We start from the raw sequence: 18,607 nt of genomic DNA on the forward strand, positions 1-18,607 counted from the left end.
ACCACACGGCCACCCGGGAAAAACCCCATGAAAATCCGTGACGAAAGCGGGGCCACCGGCCTCATTGGGGAGGACCGGGGCGCCCCCACGGCTCGGTAGCCGACAGACCTGGATGCCATTGGGGTTCGGCGCAACGCCGCGGGCGTGAATCCTGGCTGTGCTCGCGCAATCGCATTCTGTGGTGCAGACTCCAAGGCTCCATTCTTCACGACTTTGCACCACCAGCACGCCCAAACCACGCCGTGGCGACGTCAGACGGCAGCCTTTGGCTGCCGCCCGCTTCGTGGGCTCCCTCACAGAAGGCTCGACGGGCCTACGGTAGCCCTTCCTCTGACTCGTTCGTTGTCCTTGATGCCCCATGACTGCCTCGCTCTACTGCCTCCGACTGCTCTTGCTCGCGCCACTTTTCCCGGCCGCGTCAGCCCAAAGTCTCTTCGTTGACGACGATGCCCCCGGGCCTGGAACAGGGACGCTCGAGGATCCATTTCCCGGGATCGTCGAGGCACTCGCCGATTCGAGCTGCATGCCTGGCACAACGGTCGTCGTGTTACCGGGCGAATACTCCCCATTCACCGTGACGACCAACCATCTCGTGATCGAGGCACAAGGAGGCCCCATGGAGACGATCATCGATCGCTCCGCCCCGGACCCCTTCGGCGTGATTGTCCAGGCCAGCGATGTCAGCATCGAAGGGTTCTGGTTTCGGGGTGCGCCAGACGGTGTGCTGCGGCAGGGCCTGGGGGTCCATGTCGGCGGGCGTGCCATCGTGCGTCGATGCATCTTCACCGACATCGAGACCGCCTTCTCGAACGGCTGGGACCTGTACGTCTTCCGGTCAGCGGTCGTTCGCTGCCATGTGGGCTACAGGGCGGCGGGCCAGGACCTATCGGGCTTTCAGGATTCGATTTTTTGGGACGTGGGAGTGGTGGCACAGGGCAGCCTGACCGGCCAGCCCGACCTTTCCACCTGTTTCTTCGGAGACCCGATCACGTTTGGTCCCGATGACCTCCATCTCCGGCGCATCTCCCCCTGCATCGACGCTGGGAGCGGGCCCTCCGATCCGGATGGTTCTCCGGCGGATATCGGGCCCTACGCCTATGACTTGAACCATCCGCTGGGGACGAGCTACTGCTTCAACGAGGCGAACTCAACCGGTGCTCGCGGGAGGATCCAGCTCGTCGGCACGTCGAGCCTTTCGAGCCTCGCCGCCGGTGGGCAATTGAAGCTTCGGGCGTCGCGCTGCCCAGTGGGCCAGCTGGGTGTATTCGTGATCGGCGAGGCTCGTGGCGAGTCTTCGCTCATGTCGGGGGGCACCCTCTCCGTGGGCCCCCCTATCGGCCGACGGGGCCCCGTGGTCATCGATGGCGTGGGGGTTGGAGAGGTCGTCTGGCTAAACGCCGCGAACCAAAGCGGCCTTGGCGCCGGAGACCTGCGAAGCGCGCAGCTCTGGCATCGGGACAGCACCCCTTCTGGCACCGGCCTCTCCCACGCCGTTCATCTGATGCTCCGGCCGTGACCGACGCTTCGCGAGGGGCCGCTAAGATGCGTCCCCGCCCCTTGTATGCCGCGGCGACAGAGCGAGCTGCTTGCGCGAAGCCGCCACCTCACAGACCACCAGCCAGATCGCGCTGGCGATTTCATCTCGCGAATCATGAAGGGGAGTCTGGACCAGACATCCCTCGACTCGCTGCTTCACTCTGCACCGCTCGGTCGAAGCTGGGGTAGATGGAGCGGAACTCTAGTGCCCCGAATCAGAAGTTCGTCGTATTAGTTTCAGTCTGTTTCGTTTCGCAGCAAGGCGTCCGAACCGCAGTGCGTAGCAGTAGTTCCGTCCAAGGTTCGGCAACGCAGCTACGGAGCGAAACAGGCGAAACTAATGCGACGAACTTTTGATTCGGGGCACTAGTGCCCTGAATCAGAAGTTCGTCGCATTAGTTTCAGTCTGTTTCGTTTCGTAGCAAGGCGTCCGAACCGCAGTGCGTAGCAGTAGTTCCGTCCAAGGTTCGGCAACGCAGCTACGGAGCGAAACAGGCGAAACTAATGCGACGAACTTTTGATTCGGGGCACTAGTTGGACTGGGTCACCCGCTATTTCTCTGTCGCCGGCGGGTATCGATAGCCAGCGCCGAAGACCAGCGTGGAACGCGCGAGATCCATGGCTGGCGCCTCCGAGTCCCCATCGAGGGCCGCATCCGCCGCGGCCGCTGCCCGTTGGAACCCGGTCCAGCGCCAGCTCTTGTCAGCGCCCATCTGGAAACGGCACAGAAGGGTCCAGCGCCAGAATTCCAGGTCTCCCGCGCGCAGGTAGAGTTTGATGTTGCGGCTCTTCTCATCCAGTTCCTTCCCCATGAGCTTCCAGGACTTCCCCAGTAGCTTGTCCGTCGCCGGGAGCTTCCCATGCAAGAGCTTCGCCAGGACCACGGCGCACGTCGCCTGGGTCGTGTCGATCGCGCCAGCCCTCTTGAACGGCGTGACCAGACCGGACTCCTCGTCCGTTATTCGATCGAGCGCGCCCAGAGCCCTGAGGATGATCTCTGAAGGGACGTCGGCGCCCGCAGCCTGGGCGCGGCTCAAGCCCACGAGCATCTGTGCCGTGGTCTCGACGGTTGCCTTCTCGGCCCCCCAGAGGCCGCCCTCCTGCTGACGCGTGAGAGCGCCCTGAACGAGCCGCCTGGTGATGGTCTTCCCCACGACGCTCCGATCCAGGGCGGCGACGTCGGCGATCGCGTTCAAGGCCAGGGCGTGAGCGAAGTCGTCGTACTGACCTTCGTAGCCCAACAGGCCGGTCTTCGGGTCGGCCTGCTTGGACAGCCACAGAACTCCCTGGCGAACGCTCTTCGCGTGGGGCCCGCGACCGGCGGAGTGTCCCTCGCCGCTGAACGCCAGAAGCACGGTGGCCGTGGTGGTCACGTCGGACCAGTGGCCGTCCTCCTGGAGCTTGGTGAGCTTCGTCAAGCAAAGGTCGATGCGCTCGACGACGTCGTCAGCGGTCGAGACGAGTGGTTCGGGCCTGGATTCCTGCGCAGGCGCGCTGACCGCCGTGGCAAAGGTCGCCAAGAGCAAGAGGAGCGGCAAAGGAGAATTCATACGTCGACGAGAGGGACAGGGACAGGGACAGGGACAGGGACAGGGAACCTAGTGCTCAGGAACAGAGTAAACGCTCGCATCACGAGCGCAATCGCTACTCGATCGTCAGGGTGGTCGTCTGCTCGGGCCGCCCGTCGACGGAGACGTCCTGGGTGGCCAAGGCCCCCCTCCCTTCCCGCTGACGCGAATCCGATAGTCGCCCGGCGAAAGGGGACCGACGACCGCGCTGCTCGCCTCCTGGACGCTGGCACCGGTCACCGTGGTGCCGCTGGCGTCATTGACGGAAAGGAAGGTGGGCTTGCTCGAGATGCTACCTCCGCTGATGTTGACCGTCATCATCGTCCCCTGGTGAACGACGAGAACGACGTCGGCGGTCGTGCTCGCGCCAAGTTCGATTGTCACCCAGGCCAAGATCCGGTCTCCCACGATCGCTCGGAAACGGTGCGGGCCGGGTCGCATTCCCCCGATGGTGAAGGCGCCATCCGCGCCTCATCGGGTGTGTGGCACGGTGATGAAGCTTGTCGCCCGGAAGCTTTCGCGGTCCGTCACGGTTGCCCAGCACTCGACCCGGGCGGCGCCGACCGGATCGCTGCTCGCATCTCTCACCACACCCGTGACAGTCGACGCAGCCGTGAGGTGGAGGTCCAGGCCTGCGATCTGATCTCCCTCCCGCAGGATCAGGTCGAGCACCTCCGCGCCGCCCAGGTGCGGCTCGACCGATGAATCGGAGAGGTCGCCGATGATCGTCGGCGATGATCCGGCGAGGATCTTGTACGTGCCAGCGAGCGCCGGGCGAAACGCATAGTGGCCATCGCCGTCACTGGTCGCGTTGGCGATCGTTGAGCCGCCATGGCCCGGAAGGCAGCTTTCCAAAGGCCGTGAGCGGCCCCCCCGCCGCAGGTTTCCCCGTGGAGTCGTAGACGGTGCCAGCGATGGATCCCGTGTTCCATGCGATCAGGAGGTTGTGCGTGCGCGCGCGCCGCGGGAATCGTCTCCCGGTGAAACGCGCTTCCGCCTAGCTCCGCATGACTGCCGATCTGAAACCGGTACTCGCCTGGATGGTCCAGCAGCAGCTCGAAGCGCCTCTCGTCGTCGGTGGTCGCCTTGCGACCGAGGTGGCCCTTGCTGCGGTTGGCGTACCCGACGCTGATCCCCGCCAAGGCCAGTGGCGAGCCATCGATCAAGACCTGGCCAATCACCCTCACGAAAGTCTCGCTGAGGTCCGCGAAGACCACGTGGCTCGTTCGTCCCCCGGTGACCTCCACGCCCCTCGAGAATCCGGTGTAGTTCAGACCTGGCTGGTGGGGCCACGCGCGCAGGCTGGCATGGAGCTTGGTTCCAGAGGCCGGCTCGCCCTGCACGTCGAACTGACCTTCCCTGGGTTTTCAGGACACCTCAACAGCGGAAGATGCGTAAGGATACTGAGATGGCCAAGAAGCAACGAAGGGCGTTCACCAGTGAGCAGAAGGCTCACGCGGTGGCGGCGTACCACGAGTGCAAGAACCTCTCCCAAGTGGGCAGAGACCTCGGAATCAGCCCGAGCGTGATCGGCGCTTGGGTGAAGCAGGCTCGGATTGACGCCGGTGATGCTGATGAGAGATGGTCGGGGACATGTTCCCCTACATCTTCCGTCAAGCGGGCCTCGGCAAGCTCAGTGGAACGCGAACCTGGGGAGGCCTGGTGGGCTGCTCCGGCAGCCCCCGCATCATCGACGGCGGAACACTCGCAACCCCCCCTTCGACTTCTTCGACCTCTTCGACTTCTACTAACTCGACGGCTCGTGGGGAGTGGAAGGCCATGACGAGGAATGGGGCTGCCTGAAGTGGATCGGTACGTCCTGCTTGATAAAGAACAGGGCGCCGTCAGCGATGACTGCGCCCTGGTCTATGTCGCGTGCATCGGGAGAGCCGCTCGGCGGCGGCACTCCTTCAACGGCGAAGCGAAGTCAGTCGATTACGATGAGCGAAACGGGGCTGCTCGCCATGTATTCGCCCGTGTATCGGTTCACCATCTCGCCCCAGATATAGAGGTTCCTGAAGACCCCGCCGGTCACCACGGCATTCTGGAGATCGAACTCAGTTGTGTTCTGCGATGCAGTGCGAAGGGCCCCCAGACCCGGCACCAAGGCCCAATCCTGTGGATGCCAGCTCGTCGACGGGGCAACGTCCCACGAGAACCGAAGGCGAACGCCCACCAGCTGTGGGTCCACGTCACCCCAACCCGTCACGTGGACCATGAGGTTGTCGCGGCTAAGGCCCTGTGAACGCACGATGCTGATCCCAAGTGGCTCCTTGTCGTCGACGCTGAATGGGATCGGGATACCCACCAAGGAGTCACTGTCGAGGGCCTCGGGGTCGAAACCGCAGGCTCCGTCGAGCTCATCGGCGTCGTTCCCGTTGTCAGTCACGTTTAGCTTGGACGTCAGCTTCGTGCCATCGACGTCGCGGGCAGGCGCGAGATAGCCCGTTCCCATGTCGTAGGACATGATCTGACTCGCGTCGTCTGCGGAGTTGTAGAACTTCGAGTTATCCCAGGTCGAATCCTTCGTCGCGGAGAAGATGATTCGGTTGCCGGACGCCTCGACTTCCAGCGCGTCGACATTCCCATCCCCATTCATGAATCCGAGGCTCTCCGCGGTGACGTGCACCGCTGGAGCACTCCAGCTGCCGCTGGCCTCGTCCCAGAGCATCCGATAGATCACTCCGGGGTGCGGAGGTGCTTCAGATGGATTCCCGAAGTCGGTGAACGCAGGCCTCGCGCTGTTGTTCGTCATGAACCAATCGACGTAATCCTCATTGACCGAGAAGTAGTAGTCATTCACGTTCGTGAAGATGACGTTGCGAGCCGTCGGGCCGGAATACGTCAGCACGCCAATGCCATAGTCAAGTGCCTCGATGTCATCCGTCGTCACCGATCCGAACCCGAAGTTCTCTCGGGTCGTCTCTAGAAGACTGGCGCCGGGGTAGGACCAATGAATTCCCAGGCTGTCTGAGAGGTAGTAGCTCGCAATATGGGAGCCAGCAGATCGGTTCTGGGCTGGTCCCGTCGCCACATCCCAAAATGAGGCTTGGATGTAGGTTGGAGTGGACTCATGGGCCAGTGACACTGAAAGCGCAAACCAGGCGTTTGGCCCGCTTGCGTCCAGCACGAGGTTGTTGCCTTGAACCATCATCGGCGGGATGATGCCGTTGCCGCTGGAGTGTGCATCAATTCCCAAGGTGCCGAAGTTGATCGTCGTCTGCTGGGAGCCATGGCCGAACATCATGGGGCCCAGGTCAACAGCTTCGCCGTAGTCAGACGTCGGGTAGGTTCCTTGCGGAGCCCAGGCCGCAGGTAGATTGCCAGCCTGATCGCCGGGCCCCTTCAGCCTCATGGCCGTCCTCTGAAGCGTGGTGCCCCCTTGGTTCGTGGTGTAGATCACGCCTGCGGGAAGGGTCGAGGCCATACCTCGCCTGCGGATGGGGTCTTGATTCTGGGAGATAGCATCGCTGGCCAGGAGAAGCGAAGCAACAACGGTCGCTGCGCATGCGAAAGCACGGGTCGAATGGGCCTGGAACATATCGGATAAGAGAGAGAGGTCTAGGGATTGATGAAAGCTACGTCCGCGGCGGCGGGGGCCGCACGGGCGTCTGACTAGAGTTTTGAAGCGCTGGCGTCGTCAACCGAACGCAGGAAGTTACCTGCTCCCGCTTCGCGGTGCTTGGCGAGGTATCGGTCCAGATAGGACCCGAGCCACGCTTTGAGGAGTTGGGTCTGCTCGCCACTGAGGTCGTCACCGAGTGTCTTGGTCAGGTCCAGCAGGCTGTTCATGTCATTCGGCTCGCGGCAGAGCTCTTTGAGCATCGCGGTCGCGAGGTCCGTTTCCGCGTCCTTGGTCAACGATGCTGCATACGGCTCAAAGACCCGCCGCGTCTCGTTTGTTTCCGGAAGCGTTGCGCAGAGGTCGAGGGCCCTTTGTGCTGCTTCATGGGCCAGCTCAGGGTCAGACTCGTACCACTTCACCGCGAGCCCCACTTCGGTTCTGATGCGAAGGATCGCGCGTGCTCGGTCGCCGGACGCGGACTGCGGGAAGCTCGCGACACTAACGAGATCTCTCGCGCGCTCGCCCTCACCGCGCACGGCGTATATCTTTGCCAGCCCCTGCTGGAGCTTCACATAACCAGGGAGGATTCGGGATCCGTACTCGAAGTACGACTCCGCGACCTCAAGTAGCCCCAGAGAGAGTGCCGCATCGCCAGCGTTGAGCACAGCGCCACTAGACGTTGGCGCCAACTCGAGAGCCTGTTCCGCCATCTCGAGCGCCCTGTGGAACTGATCTGATCGAACGTAGGCAAACCCGAGCAAATGAGCCGTCATCGCGCTGCGGTAGCCCGTGGCCTCTTCGACGGACTCGATGTCGGCGACAAAGGCATCGACAAAGTCCATGAAGCTTGCCCAGTCATTTGCGCGGCGCTTCCTGTTGAGCTGCGGAGTTACGCAGAGAAGCCGAAGCTCCTGTGCATGTCGGTGACCTACCAGTCGATCGCTCTGAAGCGCTTCGGTGGCCTCGGAGCGCTTCAGCTGGCGAAGCAGATGAAAGGCGTGCAGGTACTCGTCGTCAACCGTTTCCAGCTCCGGCATCTCCTCGAGATCCAGATCCAGCGCGGAAGAGGATCCTTCGGGAAGCGCTTCGTAGCGCTGAACCAGCTCAGAGGCGAACCGGGTCCCAGCGGCCGACGCGACGGCCCGCATATCACTCTTCGCGGCGGCGACGTCACCATGGTCCAGCCGGAACGTCGCCCTTAAGAGGTGTTCGACGACCGGATCATGCCCAGCCCGGGCCAGACGATCCAGCGCTTCCGAAGCCGCTGTCCGCAGCTCCTTATCCGCCACCGTCCGGTTCTCCAGGTTCATTACTCCGAGGCCCGCCTGAACGTGACGCATCGCCTCTTTGTGTGCGATGTGGCGTCGCTCGGACGAGGACTCCTGCAAAGCTCTGATCCCCAACGCCCCAATGATCAGCACCGTCGCCGCCACCGCGCCAAGCAGCACCTTCGAGCTCCGGAATCGTCGCGCGGCTCGCACCAGCGTCGATGTCGGCCTGACGGAGACGGGCCGGTAGGCCAGCATCGATCGCAGGTCCACCTCCATCGACGCCGCGCTCTGGTAGCGGTTCGAGGGGTTCCTCGCGAGGCCGTGGTCCAGGATCGCCTGGGCGTCGCGGGGGAGGCCCGGGCGCACTTTGAAGGCGGGGATCGGATCGCGGGTGGCGAGGGCCGTGAGGACCTCGGCCGACGAGCCCTGGTAGGGGGCCTGCAAGGTCAGGAAATGATAGAGGGTCGCCGCCAGGCTGTAGACGTCCTGGGTGGGCTTGGCCTTCGTGCGGCCGAGCAGCGCCTCCGGCGCCATGTACACCGGCGTACCGACGGCGGCGTCGGTTTGCGTCAGGGTGGCGTGGTCGTCCTTGGCGGCGATGCCGAAGTCAAGCAGAATCGCCTTGCCCTCGCGGGTGATCATCACGTTCGAGGGCTTCACGTCGCGGTGGTAGACGCCCGCTGAGTGAGCCGCTTCGAGGCCGCTCGCGAGGCTCGCCGCCCACTGAACCGCCTGGCGGAAGTAGCTCGGCTCCGAGACGTTCGCAATGCCCCACTTCTCCGTAAGCCAGGACGAATCGTCGTCGCCGCCGCGCTCACGCGCCGCCTCCAGGATGTCCGAGCAGGGCACGCCGTCGATCCGCTCCATCACCAGGAACGGCGAACCGTCCGACGTGATGCCGCGGTCGTAGACGGTCACCACAGCATCATGGCGGATCGCAGCGAGCGCTGCCGCCTCGCGCTCGAAGCGAGCCAGCGCCTTGCCGCGGTCGAGCAGCTTCGTGTGAACCACCTTGATCGCCACCTCGCGGCTGAGCTCGAGGTCGGCAGCCCCGTAGACCACCCCCATCGCGCCCGAGCCAATGCACTCGGAGACCCGGTAGCGCTCGACCAAAAGCTTCCCGATCAACGGGTCAGACCCGGGCCCCGCATTCTGGAGCCGCTGGAAGCCGCCGGCGACCTCGACGGCGCTTCGCACCTCGTCGATCATCTCGGGAGCTTCGCTACAGATCTCGTCGAAGGGAATCGAAGACGCCCCTTCTTCCATACGCATGAGGCACTCAGCGACGAGTTCCTCGACCCGCTCAGCGCGACTCTGCGGCTGCGCCTGACTCATCTCGCACCTCCGTGCGCCAGGCGAGCCGCCTGGACAGACACAAGCCGACCGTACGGCCGCTGGGTGATGGTGGAGATGGTGAGAGGCATAGGAGAGGGGGTTCCGAGAGGGCTCCGGTGAGGCGCCAGGCCTTGGAGATCTCCCTTCAGAGGGGCTTGGGCGCGGGGCTGGGCTTGGCTCGTCATGAATTCACGAAAATTCTGCGGCGATCCACTGGGAAGAGTCCCGGCGCGGAGCCGGTTTTAGGAGGGGCGCGGAACGGGTACCCCTCCGTCCCGGGCCTGGAAAAGCTGTCGCTGTCCTGATCATCGGCGCCCACAGTGGCGGAGAGTGCGGGTCGCACTGCGTCCACGGTTCCCACTGCCATTCATCGAGACGATGGATCGCCGCTCCTGGCCATTCTCACTCGCCCGCGCGACCGCCTCTCGGCTTTCAAGTGACGTTCGACTCGGGTGAAGGGGCACTTGCGCAGCGACCGAGGAGCGAGACACGGCGCATCCAGGCTGCGTGAGAACGATCCCGGCTTGACGGCTGACCGTCGCCTCTGTCAGATGCCCCCTCCATAACTCCGGTGTCCACACGCGCCGGGCAGGGTCAGTCGACACGCCAGTCACCGTAGCCTGGGGCCCGATTCACCGCTACCCCCATCCTCACCGGCCACGCGGGAGCGCCCGGGCAGCCATCGGGCTCTTCGCTGAGCCGAACTCGCCCGATTTCACCCCCTCCAGCACCTTCCGCGCTGTCTCCGGATCTGTGATCACGGAGATCATGTGCCGACGCCCGCGGCAGCGCGGGCGCTTGAGAACATCTTCCGAAAACACCCGCTTCAGAAGATCTGCCCAGCGGATGTACCTCTGGTCCTTCGACGGCTCCCCCGCACTCTTCGCGGCGTCTTCATCGGCGACGTCCACCTCCTTCGGCTCCTTCCGAACCACGGGACGCGGCGCCACCAGATCACGCAATGATGAGGCCGGGGCCAGCACTCCCTGATACGTCAGCTGATGCTCGCGCGGATGCGGCGCGAGCGCCGCCAGTCGAGCCATGAACTCATGCGGCGTCATGACGAAGCCTTTGGTCCCATCACGCCAGGCCTTGCGCAGCAGCCACGAGACCATCCCATCGGGACGGACATCGAAGCGTTCCAGACTGATGGCGGGTCTTGTCACGTAGCGGCAGAGCTTCTCCAGTTGCGCCCGCTGACCCTTCCGGATCAGCGCACGCAACGAGAACCCGTCAGCGTTCACCACCAGTGGAGGCGGCACGTACTGACTCCCCCAACCCGACGACTGGAACGCAAGGCCGAGATCAGGGTCGATTAGGCGCTTCAGCGGCTGCCCAGCACCAGCACCGAAAGGCACCAGCGACTTCACCGAGGCAGCCTTCAGGGCCGGAAAGAACGCATTCTCACGCGCGTCGCCAAAATCGAGAAGCGGCTGCTCATCAGCGCCCGCGTCCGCGTACTCCCAAGGGCGGTCGTCACCTTTGCGTAGGGGCATACCGAGTGCGATCGGGTCGAGGGAGAAGCGCTTCAGCACACGACGGATGCGCGCGATCGCGTCGCCGTGCACACGCTCGACCTCCGCCGACGTCAAAGGATCCGCGGGCAGAAAGACGGGAGACTCGAAAGCGCTGCGCGTGACGTACACACCGTCTAGATAGAGGGAGTGGAAGTGAACATTAAGTCCCAACGAGGATTCAAAGCGCTGCGTCGAGTTCACGGCGCCGATGTCGAGCCGGACCCGGACCGGGTGAGCCGGCGAACCTGATCATCATGGACGAGCCCACGAACGACCTCGGCCTCGACACACTGCGGGTGCTGGAGGAGGCGATCGAGTACTACCCGGGCTGCATGATCATCGTGACCCACGACCGCTACTTCCTGAACCGCGTGGCGACGCACATCCTGTCCTTCGAGGGCGAGGACGAGAACGGCGTGGGCATCGTCTACTTCCATCACGGCGACTACGAGTCGTTCAAGGACTGGAAGCGGAGCAAGGGCGAGGACCTCGACAAGCTGAAGGGCCCGCGCAGGAAGTTCGCTCGCTGATGGAGGCATTGGACCCAGCGGCGTCGCCATCGGACGCTCTCGCGGAGGCCCGTCACTGCCTCCGCGGGACCCCCGAGGACTCGATCGGCCCGGTGCCGCTGCGGTTCCGGGACGAGATCGACGCGTTCCTCGTGGAGCACGGCCCGATCGCGCTGACCCGGGAGTGCGTCCCGGGCCACCTCACCGCGTCGTGCCTGCTCTGGAACGCCGCTGGAACCAAGGTGCTGCTCCACCACCACCGCAAGCTGGACCTGTGGCTTCAGTTCGGCGGCCACTGCGACGGCGACGGCGATACGCGCCGTGCGCGACGCGTGAAACGCGGGAGGAGAGCGGGATCGAGCCGAGCTACGTGACGCCTGCCCCCATCGACTTCGACATCCACTCCATCCCGGCGCGTCCGGCGAAGGGCGACCGGGCGGCGGAGCCGGAGCATCTCCACCTGGACGTGCGCTATCTCGCGCTGGCACCGGCGGATGCGGTGGAGCAGATCTCGGACATGGATCGCTTTCGGCGTCTCTTCGAGGACGGCGGAGTCGATCCTGAACTCGTGGCCATGACGGGGAGCTTCGTCTCCCCCGCCGACGGCCGCGCCCTCATGCGTGGGTGGCCCGATTCGGACTGGATGCCCCTCGCGGAATTCGTGGAGGAGATGGTGGGATCCTTCGAGACCCCGCAGACCTGGCTACTGGACCTCGACCGGCGCTTCGATCGGCTGGCTTCCTCGATGCGTCGCGCCGCCAGGCGAGCCGGGGCCGCCAGAGGAGACCAGGCCGCCGGGGAAGAAACCACCCGGCAGCTTGTCCAGATCAGCATCTACGGCGACAAGCAGCTCAGCTTCACCACCCCCAAGGGTGTGCAGGTGGCGAGAGGCTGCCAGGGTTTCGAACAACGGATCACGGACGCGGAGACCTGCCGTTCCGTCGCTGACTTCCTCGCGAACCTCTCACCCGACGCCGTCGCCCGCGGCGCCGACCTGGCCAAGATGGTGGAAGAGGGCGTCTACAAGGCGCACATGAACTTCGACCCGGAGGACCTGAGATCGTCGGTGGTGAAGGACTACCACGCCCTGCGCGCGTTCTACCGCGAGGTGGTCGCGAGGGGCCGAAGCGTTCTTGTCACCAGGGACTGACGGCCTGCTCCATGGCACCCAGGAGGGTGCTGCGAAGAGCTGAAGAGCGTCTCAGTAGCCGCTGCCGAACGGGTTGGTCCAGAAGTTGATCACCGTGAGCGGGTAGCCCCCTGGAAGCCATGCGCCCGTCGGGCGGTTGCTGCCGTCCGCGACGCGCCACGCCTGGTAGACATAGAGACCGACCGAGTAGGCCCAGGTCGAGTAGTCGCCGGCTGCCACGTCGCCGATCTGTCCCTGGTAGACCGTCTCGGTGTTGGTGGAGACGGTGTAGGCCGAACCTGACCCGAAGGAGATGCTGCCCTCCGTGGTCACGCCAAAGGCTTTGTACGACGCCTCCGCGCCGACGGCCATCGACGTTTGCTCGGTCGTGGCATTCTCCGAAGCCAGCTCGATCGCGGTCGAAACGCTCCCACCGTTCCCCTGGCCCACCGTGATGGTCGTGGGCGTGTTCCAGGAGACCACGCCGGCCGTGGTCGCTGCCATCTCGGAGAAGTTACGGTACGTCGAAGGATCGCCGACCGTGTGTGGCAGGAGAGACGATGTCATCCTGTAGCGAGGCTCGACCCGATCGTTGTAGAACGGGACGGTCCACTTGTTGATCTGGGTCTCGAGGGGCACGTCGATCGTGAAGGTCCTCCCCACGGCATCCGCATCGGGGGCGCTCAGGATCCTGTACTCGTGGACGAGATAGTTGTTGGAGGCGAACACGATCACATCCTCGTCATGGCTCGCCTCGTATCCCGTCACGAACGTGGTCGTGGACGTGGCCGTCTGGGTCGAGCTCGACTCGTAGTCCATCGTGGCCTTGACCGACGCACCGAACGTGCCCGTGAAGTCCTCGAATTCGAAGCCCACGGCCGCCGAGATCGACGTCGAGGTGCTGTAGGCGGTCTCGATTCCAGAGCCCGTCCCGATGGAATAGCCCGTGCTCGAGCCCACGTAGTTCTGCTGGATACCGGCCTTGGTGGGCACGGCGGCGAGCAGCGTCAGCGGCACCGGATTCGACACGCGCAGGGTCGATCCCTGGTACCGCACCCGCAGTCCGTCGCCGTCGTACTCGCCGGGGGCCAGGATCAGGGGCCGCGTCGGCGACGAAGCGGTCGACGTCGCCGTTCCAGAGGTGAAGATCGTTCGACTCGAGGGCGTGTCGCCCGCCTGGATCAGCTCGACCCAGGAGGCTTTCGTCGTCGAACTTCCCCATGAGAATCCGGCGTACAGCTCCTCGGGGCCGTCCGCATCGGTGTCCCCGGCCGCCAAGGTCACGGCGTCGTTCGCAAGGGGCACCGTGTTGGAAACGAGGTCGCTGAACCAGCCGCCACTACCCAGGTTCACTCGAATGGCCCGAACGTCGGCCCTGCCGCCCTTGGGCTTGCGCATGAGACCGATCCAGTCGCGTCCGTCCCCGTAGCGGTCGAACGTGCATACGTCGAAGGAGTACTCGGGAATGGGAGTGGTCTCGAGGGCACCGGAGAAGGTGCCGCGCTGGACGAAGTCGAATCGATTGCCCGCCACGTCGTAGTTGAGCTGGTCCAGGTAGAGCTTGGCGTCGGTTTGGTTCAAGACCGAAACGGGAGTCGTCGAGGCGAGGGCGATCTCGTCCGCCGGGTCTGCGTCGAGCTGGCCAGCCGCCAGCTTCGACGTCATCAGATTTCCGAAGAATGGAAACGAATCGTAGTAGACCTGCTGCGACGGCATGCGCACGAAGAGGCCAGAGGCAAGGTCGCTCCAGTCGTAGAGGGTCAAGCGAACCTGGCCCTTCGTGCCGGTGCCGCCTTGCCTCGCCACCACGAGTTCTTGATCCCCGTCACCGTCGACGTCCGCAGCCAGCCCCGAGTAGCTGGTGTGCTGGCCAAAGGCGTCCATCGCGCCGAAGGATTCCTCCCACAGGACTCCGCCACCTCCGACGGGATCGTCGATCACCCAGAACGTGGAGGTGCTGCCCAGCGTGTTGATCGGACCCACCGTTCGGAATACGGCGATCTCGTCGCGGCGGTCTCCATCGAAGTCGCCCACCGCGAGCGTGCCCTCGATCGGTTGGCTGCTCGTGAAGGGCGCGAAGCTGTGCATCAGCTGCCACGTGGTCGTGCCTTGCACGCTGACGTCGATCCGGTAGAGCTCGAACCGCGAGGACGTCCGCGCGAGCACGACCATCTCATCGCGGCCGTCGTTGTCGATATCGGCGCGCACGGCATCACGGACGTTGCGTCCCATGCCGTGGCTGCTGCTCGAGCCAGCGAGCGCGCCTTCACCCGCGGCGGGATCGTCGAAGATGGCCGTGCTGCCCCCGACCGACACCCCGTCCGTGCTCGACATGAAGAAGCCGAGTTCGGTCCGGCCCAGGAGCATCGTCTCGGGCTCGCGGAAGGGGCTTTCCACGTCCACCTGGACCAGCGCTGGATCGGTGTCCGTCTGGAACGTGATCGGCTGATTGAGAGCGATGGTCCGCAGATCCACCGTGCGTGCATCGTCGGGGCGGCGCCCCGGCGAGGGAGCCTCCGACAGGTTCGCCCTCGGGCGCTGCATGGCTGCTGCGGGCGGCGAGTGGAGGAGAGCCAGGCCGGCCGCCGAGGCGACGATGGCACCGCGGGTCAGGGTAGACATGGATCGAAGAGTCGTGGGGTTCATTGGGGGGCTCCAGTTGCGTGGCCACCGCCGAAGAGGCGGAAGCGTTTCTGGAGGGCAACGCGCGAGGGGGGTGAGATCGCCACAACGGAAAGGCGGATTCTTGGGCGTTCGGAGGAATCCATGGGACGACTCGGACTCGGCGGGTCGGATGGTGGCGGACCACGGGGACCTGAACCCGTAGATTCCCCCTGGGCTTCGAAATCTCGGGTCTTCGGAGGAATCTGTGGGTCGATGGTGCTTCAGTGGCGTGACGGGCTGCGGCTGGGCTGATGGGCTGATGGGGTGCCACCAATGCAACCAAAGAAGGGGCGGGAGCGGAGGGTTGGAGGGGCGCGGCGGCCTTGGGAGGCATGGGGAGTTGTCAGGGAGCGAGCTTGGCCCTGGCCCACGCCTTGCGAGGGGGAGGCAAGAGTGGGAGGCTCGGGGGCGCGGAGTGCGAGTGGGCCGGTGGGAAAGGTCTGCCGAGTATACTGTTTCGGGGTGGGGCGTGGACTTGGATAAAGTGCCGAGTTCGGGCTTTAAAGTGTAGTTTGGAGGCCATTCGAGGTTACTCCGTTGGGTTGTTTGGGCTATGATCTTGCATGGCGAAAGCGCGCATGGGGAGGTCGGTTGTCTTGCAGGCCGTGTTTGGTTTTGCGGTGCCGAAGAAGCGGCGTGGGCCGAGGAGGAGGAAGGATTCTCGGGTGACCTCTCGAAGGGGATGGCGAGTTTGAATACCGGGTTGGGCATGAGGTTGAACCGGCTCTGGGGTCGAGTGAGGCAGGGGAGCGTGTTCGCGGAGCGCTTTCATCTGGAGGTGATCACGTCGCCGACGCAGATGCGGAACGTTTTGAAGTACGTTTTGCGGAACGATGTGCATCACGGGCTCGGGCTCGGGGTTCTGGATCCTTGTTCGAGCGCGATGTCGTTTGGCGGTTTTGCGGAGCGACGGGGTGCGTCCAAGGTCGATTGCGTGAGCGTGGAAGCGCAGAGCTGGCTCCTGCGGACGGGCTGGAAGAGGGGTGCCGGAAAGGGGCTGGTCACGTTCCACGACCTCCCGCGTGTTACCGGGGTTCTCCAGGCGTAGCTGTCGCCTCCATGGCGACCCCCCGTGGCGACCCTCCGGATCGAGCGCCCGTCAAGCGCTCCGCGACTTCCACTCTTCGCCTCCGCGACTCGACGGCTTACCTTGGTCTCCCAGGGCGGAGGCCAGGGCCAAGCTCGTCATCTTCCGGCCTTCCCATCCCTCACAAGGCCGCCGCCCACTCCTCAGCCCTCCCGTCTCCTCCGCTTCCTTGGTCGCATTGGCTGCAGCGCTTCAGGCCCACAGATTCTGCGGTAGACCCGAAATCTCCGGTTTCTCTGTGGGCTCGGAGTACTTTTCCCGCGCTTCTGAGGCAGGCTGTCTGCGAGCTTCACGCCCCCTTCTCGAGATTCCATGTCCGACGCCCTCCCCCATCCCGGCGAACCTCCCGACGAGCTCATGGAACTCGTCTACGGGGAACTGCGACAGCTCGCGTCGATGTACCTGGCGCGTGAGCGCTCGGACCACACGCTTCAGCCCACTGCGCTGGTGCACGAGGCATTCGTCAAGCTGTCTCCGCAGACGAAGCGCTGGGAGAACCGTGCCCAGTTCGTCGGCGTCGCGGCTGTCGCCATGCGTCGCACCCTCGTGGACCACGCGCGCCAGCACCGCAGCCTGAAGCGCGGCGGCAGCGCGCGCCGGGTCGAACTCGATCTCGCCAGCATGGAAACGACCGAGGGCGCGATCGACCTAGTTCGCATGGACGACGCCCTCACCGGACTGGCGCAGCTCTCCGGGCGCCAGGCCCAGGTGGTCGAGCTCCGTTTCTTCGGGGGGCTGACCCATGACGAGATCGCCGAGGTGCTGGGCATTTCCTATCGCACCGTGGAGAACGACTGGCGATTCGCGCGCGCCTGGCTGAAGGAGCGGCTCGGCGAAGAAACAGGTCAGCGCGATGGATAAGCGCCAGCACGAAAGGCTCAGCGCACTCTTCGGGGAGGCGAGCGCCCTGCAGGGCGATGAGCGAGAGGCGTTTCTTCTGCGAAGCGCGGGTGACGACGGCGAGCTTCTGGCCGCTCTGCGGCGCCTGCTCGCGTACGACGGCGATCCGACGGGGGCGATCGACCGTCCCGTGGTCGTGGCCCTCGACAAGGCGGTGGGCGCGGCGATCGAATCGGCGAACGAGTCCGCCGCCGAGGCGACCTCGATTCCGTTGCCGGACCGCATCGGCGCCTACCGGATCCTCGGGATCCTGGGGCGCGGCGGCATGGGCGTCGTCTACGAGGCCGAGCAGGACACGCCCCATCGACGCGTCGCCCTGAAGGTGCTGCGTCCGGACGTCGTGACGCCCGGCATGCTCCGCAGGTTCGATCACGAGACTCAGGTCCTCGCGCGCCTCAACCACCCGGGCATCGCGCAGATCTACGGCGCGGGGACCGCCACGACGGACGCGGGCGAGCAGCCCTTCCTCGCGATGGAACTCGTGCCAGGCGTCTCGGTGACGACCTACGCCGAGGAGCACCGCCTGGGGATCGAAGCCCGACTGAGGCTCGTGACGGCCATCGCGGACGCCGTTCACCACGCGCACCAGCGCGGCGTCGTGCATCGAGATCTGAAGCCTGCCAACGTGCTCGTCGACGAGGCGGGACGGATAGGAACTCCAAGCGGTGTGTCGACACGCCAGTCACCGTAGCCTGGGGCCCGATTCACCGCTACCCCCATCCTCACCGGCCACGCGGGAGCGCCCGGGCAGCCATCGGGCTCTTCGCTGAGCCGAACTCGCCCGATTTCGCCCCCTCCGATGAGCACCACCGGTTCGCTTCACCACGACCTGCAGCCAGCACCCTTCCCAAGGCGCGGGCTGTTGTTGTTTCATCGAGCACGATCGCCCGCGCGCCGCTCTTCCGCAGCTTTCTACTTCCCGAAGTCCAGCCGCCCCTGCCGAGGCGGCATCGGTATTCGGACCTCGGGCTCTGCCGGTGGGGAACGGCTCGGCCCTGGCGACGACGGGTCTCTCCCACCCAGCGAATCGGATGACCTCCTCGCCGCCGCTCTCACCCCCTCCAGCACCTTCCGCGCTGTCTCCGGATCTGTGATCACGGAGATCATGTGCCTGCGCCCGCGGCAGCGCGGGCGCTTGAGAACATCTTCCGAAAACACCCGCTTCAGAAGATCTGCCCAGCGGATGTACCTCTGGTCCTTCGACGGCTCCCCCGCACTCTTCGAGCCGTCTTCATCGGCGACGTCCACATCCTTCGGCTCCTTCCGAACCACGGGACGCGGCACCACCAGATCACGCAATGATGAGGCCGGGGCCAGCACTCCCTGATACGTCAGCTGATGCTCGCGCGGATGCGGCGCGAGCGCCGCCAGTCGAGCCATGAACTGGTACGGCGTCATGACGAAGCCTTTGGTCCCATCACGCCAGGCCTTGCGCAGCAGCCACGGAGGCCCAATGGATAGAGGTCCGTGGTCGATCGACCGGTGGCGTCCGCCAACGACACCGGCAGTCCCCTGATCCACGATCC

Annotated in this window: 15 protein-coding genes and 1 pseudogene; 8 read left to right on the forward strand and 8 right to left on the reverse strand. The window is 64.8% G+C overall.

All coding sequences use genetic code 11. The features are described 5' to 3' along the window. Positions 1 to 358 precede the first annotated feature (358 nt). The gene (locus Poly30_RS17180) at positions 359 to 1,516 is read left to right on the forward strand and encodes a right-handed parallel beta-helix repeat-containing protein (RefSeq protein WP_145199827.1); all 1,158 of its coding nucleotides are present in this window, start codon (positions 359 to 361) and stop codon (positions 1,514 to 1,516) included. 571 nt (positions 1,517 to 2,087) lie between these two features. Here the strand turns inward: Poly30_RS17180 and Poly30_RS17185 are convergent. The 3 genes from Poly30_RS17185 to Poly30_RS17195 all read right to left on the reverse strand — a co-directional run bounded on the left by Poly30_RS17185 (position 2,088) and on the right by Poly30_RS17195 (position 3,959). After that, the gene (locus Poly30_RS17185) at positions 2,088 to 3,086 is read right to left on the reverse strand and encodes a hypothetical protein (RefSeq protein WP_145199830.1); all 999 of its coding nucleotides are present in this window, start codon (positions 3,084 to 3,086) and stop codon (positions 2,088 to 2,090) included. Positions 3,087 to 3,191: 105 nt separating this feature from the next. After that, positions 3,192 to 3,488 (reverse strand): DUF1190 domain-containing protein, encoded by a 297-nt coding sequence (locus Poly30_RS17190; RefSeq protein ID WP_145199833.1) that lies wholly within the window; start codon positions 3,486 to 3,488, stop codon positions 3,192 to 3,194. A gap of 87 nt (positions 3,489 to 3,575) precedes the next feature. Beyond that, positions 3,576 to 3,959, reverse strand: coding sequence for a hypothetical protein (locus tag Poly30_RS17195; protein ID WP_145199836.1), 384 nt, complete (start codon positions 3,957 to 3,959; stop codon positions 3,576 to 3,578). A gap of 553 nt (positions 3,960 to 4,512) precedes the next feature. Here Poly30_RS17195 and Poly30_RS28605 point away from each other — a divergent pair. Then, positions 4,513 to 4,662 (forward strand): annotated as a pseudogene (locus tag Poly30_RS28605) (transposase); the annotation flags it as partial. A 369-nt stretch (positions 4,663 to 5,031) separates the two neighbouring features. Here Poly30_RS28605 and Poly30_RS17205 read toward each other — a convergent pair. The 3 genes from Poly30_RS17205 to Poly30_RS17215 all read right to left on the reverse strand — a co-directional run bounded on the left by Poly30_RS17205 (position 5,032) and on the right by Poly30_RS17215 (position 10,993). Next, complete coding sequence (locus tag Poly30_RS17205) at positions 5,032 to 6,531, reverse strand: hypothetical protein (protein WP_145199843.1); 1,500 nt, start codon at positions 6,529 to 6,531, stop codon at positions 5,032 to 5,034. 188 nt (positions 6,532 to 6,719) lie between these two features. Next, positions 6,720 to 9,275 (reverse strand): serine/threonine-protein kinase, encoded by a 2,556-nt coding sequence (locus tag Poly30_RS17210; protein WP_145199846.1) that lies wholly within the window; start codon positions 9,273 to 9,275, stop codon positions 6,720 to 6,722. Between the two features lie 650 nt (positions 9,276 to 9,925). Further along, entirely contained in the window at positions 9,926 to 10,993 is a 1,068-nt protein-coding gene (locus Poly30_RS17215; RefSeq protein ID WP_419190302.1) for a transposase, read from the reverse strand. Positions 10,994 to 11,046: 53 nt separating this feature from the next. Between Poly30_RS17215 and Poly30_RS17220 the strand changes: the two genes are divergently transcribed. The 3 genes from Poly30_RS17220 to Poly30_RS17230 are packed head-to-tail and all read left to right on the forward strand — an operon-like array spanning position 11,047 to position 12,451. Then, a complete protein-coding gene (locus tag Poly30_RS17220) occupies positions 11,047 to 11,322 on the forward strand; it encodes a hypothetical protein (RefSeq protein ID WP_145199852.1) in 276 nt (91 codons plus the stop codon). Beyond that, positions 11,322 to 11,675: an NUDIX hydrolase gene (locus Poly30_RS17225; protein ID WP_145199855.1), complete on the forward strand. Its 354-nt coding sequence runs from the start codon at positions 11,322 to 11,324 to the stop codon at positions 11,673 to 11,675. The genes Poly30_RS17220 and Poly30_RS17225 overlap by 1 nt, the downstream gene beginning before the upstream one ends. Further along, positions 11,672 to 12,451, forward strand: a complete 780-nt coding sequence (locus Poly30_RS17230) for a DUF1877 family protein (RefSeq protein WP_145199858.1) — start codon at positions 11,672 to 11,674, stop codon at positions 12,449 to 12,451. Before Poly30_RS17225 ends, Poly30_RS17230 begins: the two co-directional genes overlap by 4 nt. A 51-nt stretch (positions 12,452 to 12,502) precedes the next feature. Here the strand turns inward: Poly30_RS17230 and Poly30_RS17235 are convergent, their stop codons facing one another. Continuing rightward, positions 12,503 to 15,052: an FG-GAP repeat domain-containing protein gene (locus tag Poly30_RS17235; protein ID WP_419190303.1), complete on the reverse strand. Its 2,550-nt coding sequence runs from the start codon at positions 15,050 to 15,052 to the stop codon at positions 12,503 to 12,505. 751 nt (positions 15,053 to 15,803) lie between these two features. Between Poly30_RS17235 and Poly30_RS17240 the strand changes: the two genes are divergently transcribed. The 3 genes from Poly30_RS17240 to Poly30_RS17250 all read left to right on the forward strand — a co-directional run bounded on the left by Poly30_RS17240 (position 15,804) and on the right by Poly30_RS17250 (position 17,772). Next, positions 15,804 to 16,142: a hypothetical protein gene (locus Poly30_RS17240; protein WP_145199864.1), complete on the forward strand. Its 339-nt coding sequence runs from the start codon at positions 15,804 to 15,806 to the stop codon at positions 16,140 to 16,142. Between the two features lie 351 nt (positions 16,143 to 16,493). Then, complete coding sequence (locus Poly30_RS17245) at positions 16,494 to 17,042, forward strand: ECF-type sigma factor (protein ID WP_145199867.1); 549 nt, start codon at positions 16,494 to 16,496, stop codon at positions 17,040 to 17,042. Continuing rightward, positions 17,035 to 17,772 (forward strand): serine/threonine-protein kinase, encoded by a 738-nt coding sequence (locus Poly30_RS17250; RefSeq protein WP_145199870.1) that lies wholly within the window; start codon positions 17,035 to 17,037, stop codon positions 17,770 to 17,772. Before Poly30_RS17245 ends, Poly30_RS17250 begins: the two co-directional genes overlap by 8 nt. Before the next feature lie 221 nt (positions 17,773 to 17,993). On the opposite strand, the gene Poly30_RS17255 is transcribed toward Poly30_RS17250, so the two are convergent. Next, positions 17,994 to 18,479, reverse strand: a complete 486-nt coding sequence (locus Poly30_RS17255; protein WP_145199873.1) for a hypothetical protein — start codon at positions 18,477 to 18,479, stop codon at positions 17,994 to 17,996. Positions 18,480 to 18,607 lie beyond the last annotated feature (128 nt).

Source organism: Saltatorellus ferox (assembly GCA_007751475.1).
Lineage (GTDB): Bacteria > Planctomycetota > UBA1135 > UBA1135.

Bases quoted from the DNA above. Each gene is read 5' to 3' on its own strand.
- Poly30_RS17225 (WP_145199855.1), top strand. From the start codon at position 11,322: ATGGAGGCATTGGACCCAGCGGCGTCGCCATCGGACGCTCTCGCGGAG.
- Poly30_RS17180 (WP_145199827.1), top strand. From the start codon at position 359: ATGACTGCCTCGCTCTACTGCCTCCGACTGCTCTTGCTCGCGCCACTT.
- Poly30_RS17210 (WP_145199846.1), bottom strand. From the start codon at position 9,275: ATGAGTCAGGCGCAGCCGCAGAGTCGCGCTGAGCGGGTCGAGGAACTC.
- Poly30_RS17240 (WP_145199864.1), top strand. From the start codon at position 15,804: ATGAGGTTGAACCGGCTCTGGGGTCGAGTGAGGCAGGGGAGCGTGTTC.
- Poly30_RS17250 (WP_145199870.1), top strand. From the start codon at position 17,035: ATGGATAAGCGCCAGCACGAAAGGCTCAGCGCACTCTTCGGGGAGGCG.
- Poly30_RS17245 (WP_145199867.1), top strand. From the start codon at position 16,494: ATGTCCGACGCCCTCCCCCATCCCGGCGAACCTCCCGACGAGCTCATG.
- Poly30_RS17235 (WP_419190303.1), bottom strand. From the start codon at position 15,052: ATGTCTACCCTGACCCGCGGTGCCATCGTCGCCTCGGCGGCCGGCCTG.
- Poly30_RS17185 (WP_145199830.1), bottom strand. From the start codon at position 3,086: ATGAATTCTCCTTTGCCGCTCCTCTTGCTCTTGGCGACCTTTGCCACG.
- Poly30_RS17220 (WP_145199852.1), top strand. From the start codon at position 11,047: ATGGACGAGCCCACGAACGACCTCGGCCTCGACACACTGCGGGTGCTG.
- Poly30_RS17205 (WP_145199843.1), bottom strand. From the start codon at position 6,531: ATGGCCTCGACCCTTCCCGCAGGCGTGATCTACACCACGAACCAAGGG.
- Poly30_RS17255 (WP_145199873.1), bottom strand. From the start codon at position 18,479: ATGACGCCGTACCAGTTCATGGCTCGACTGGCGGCGCTCGCGCCGCAT.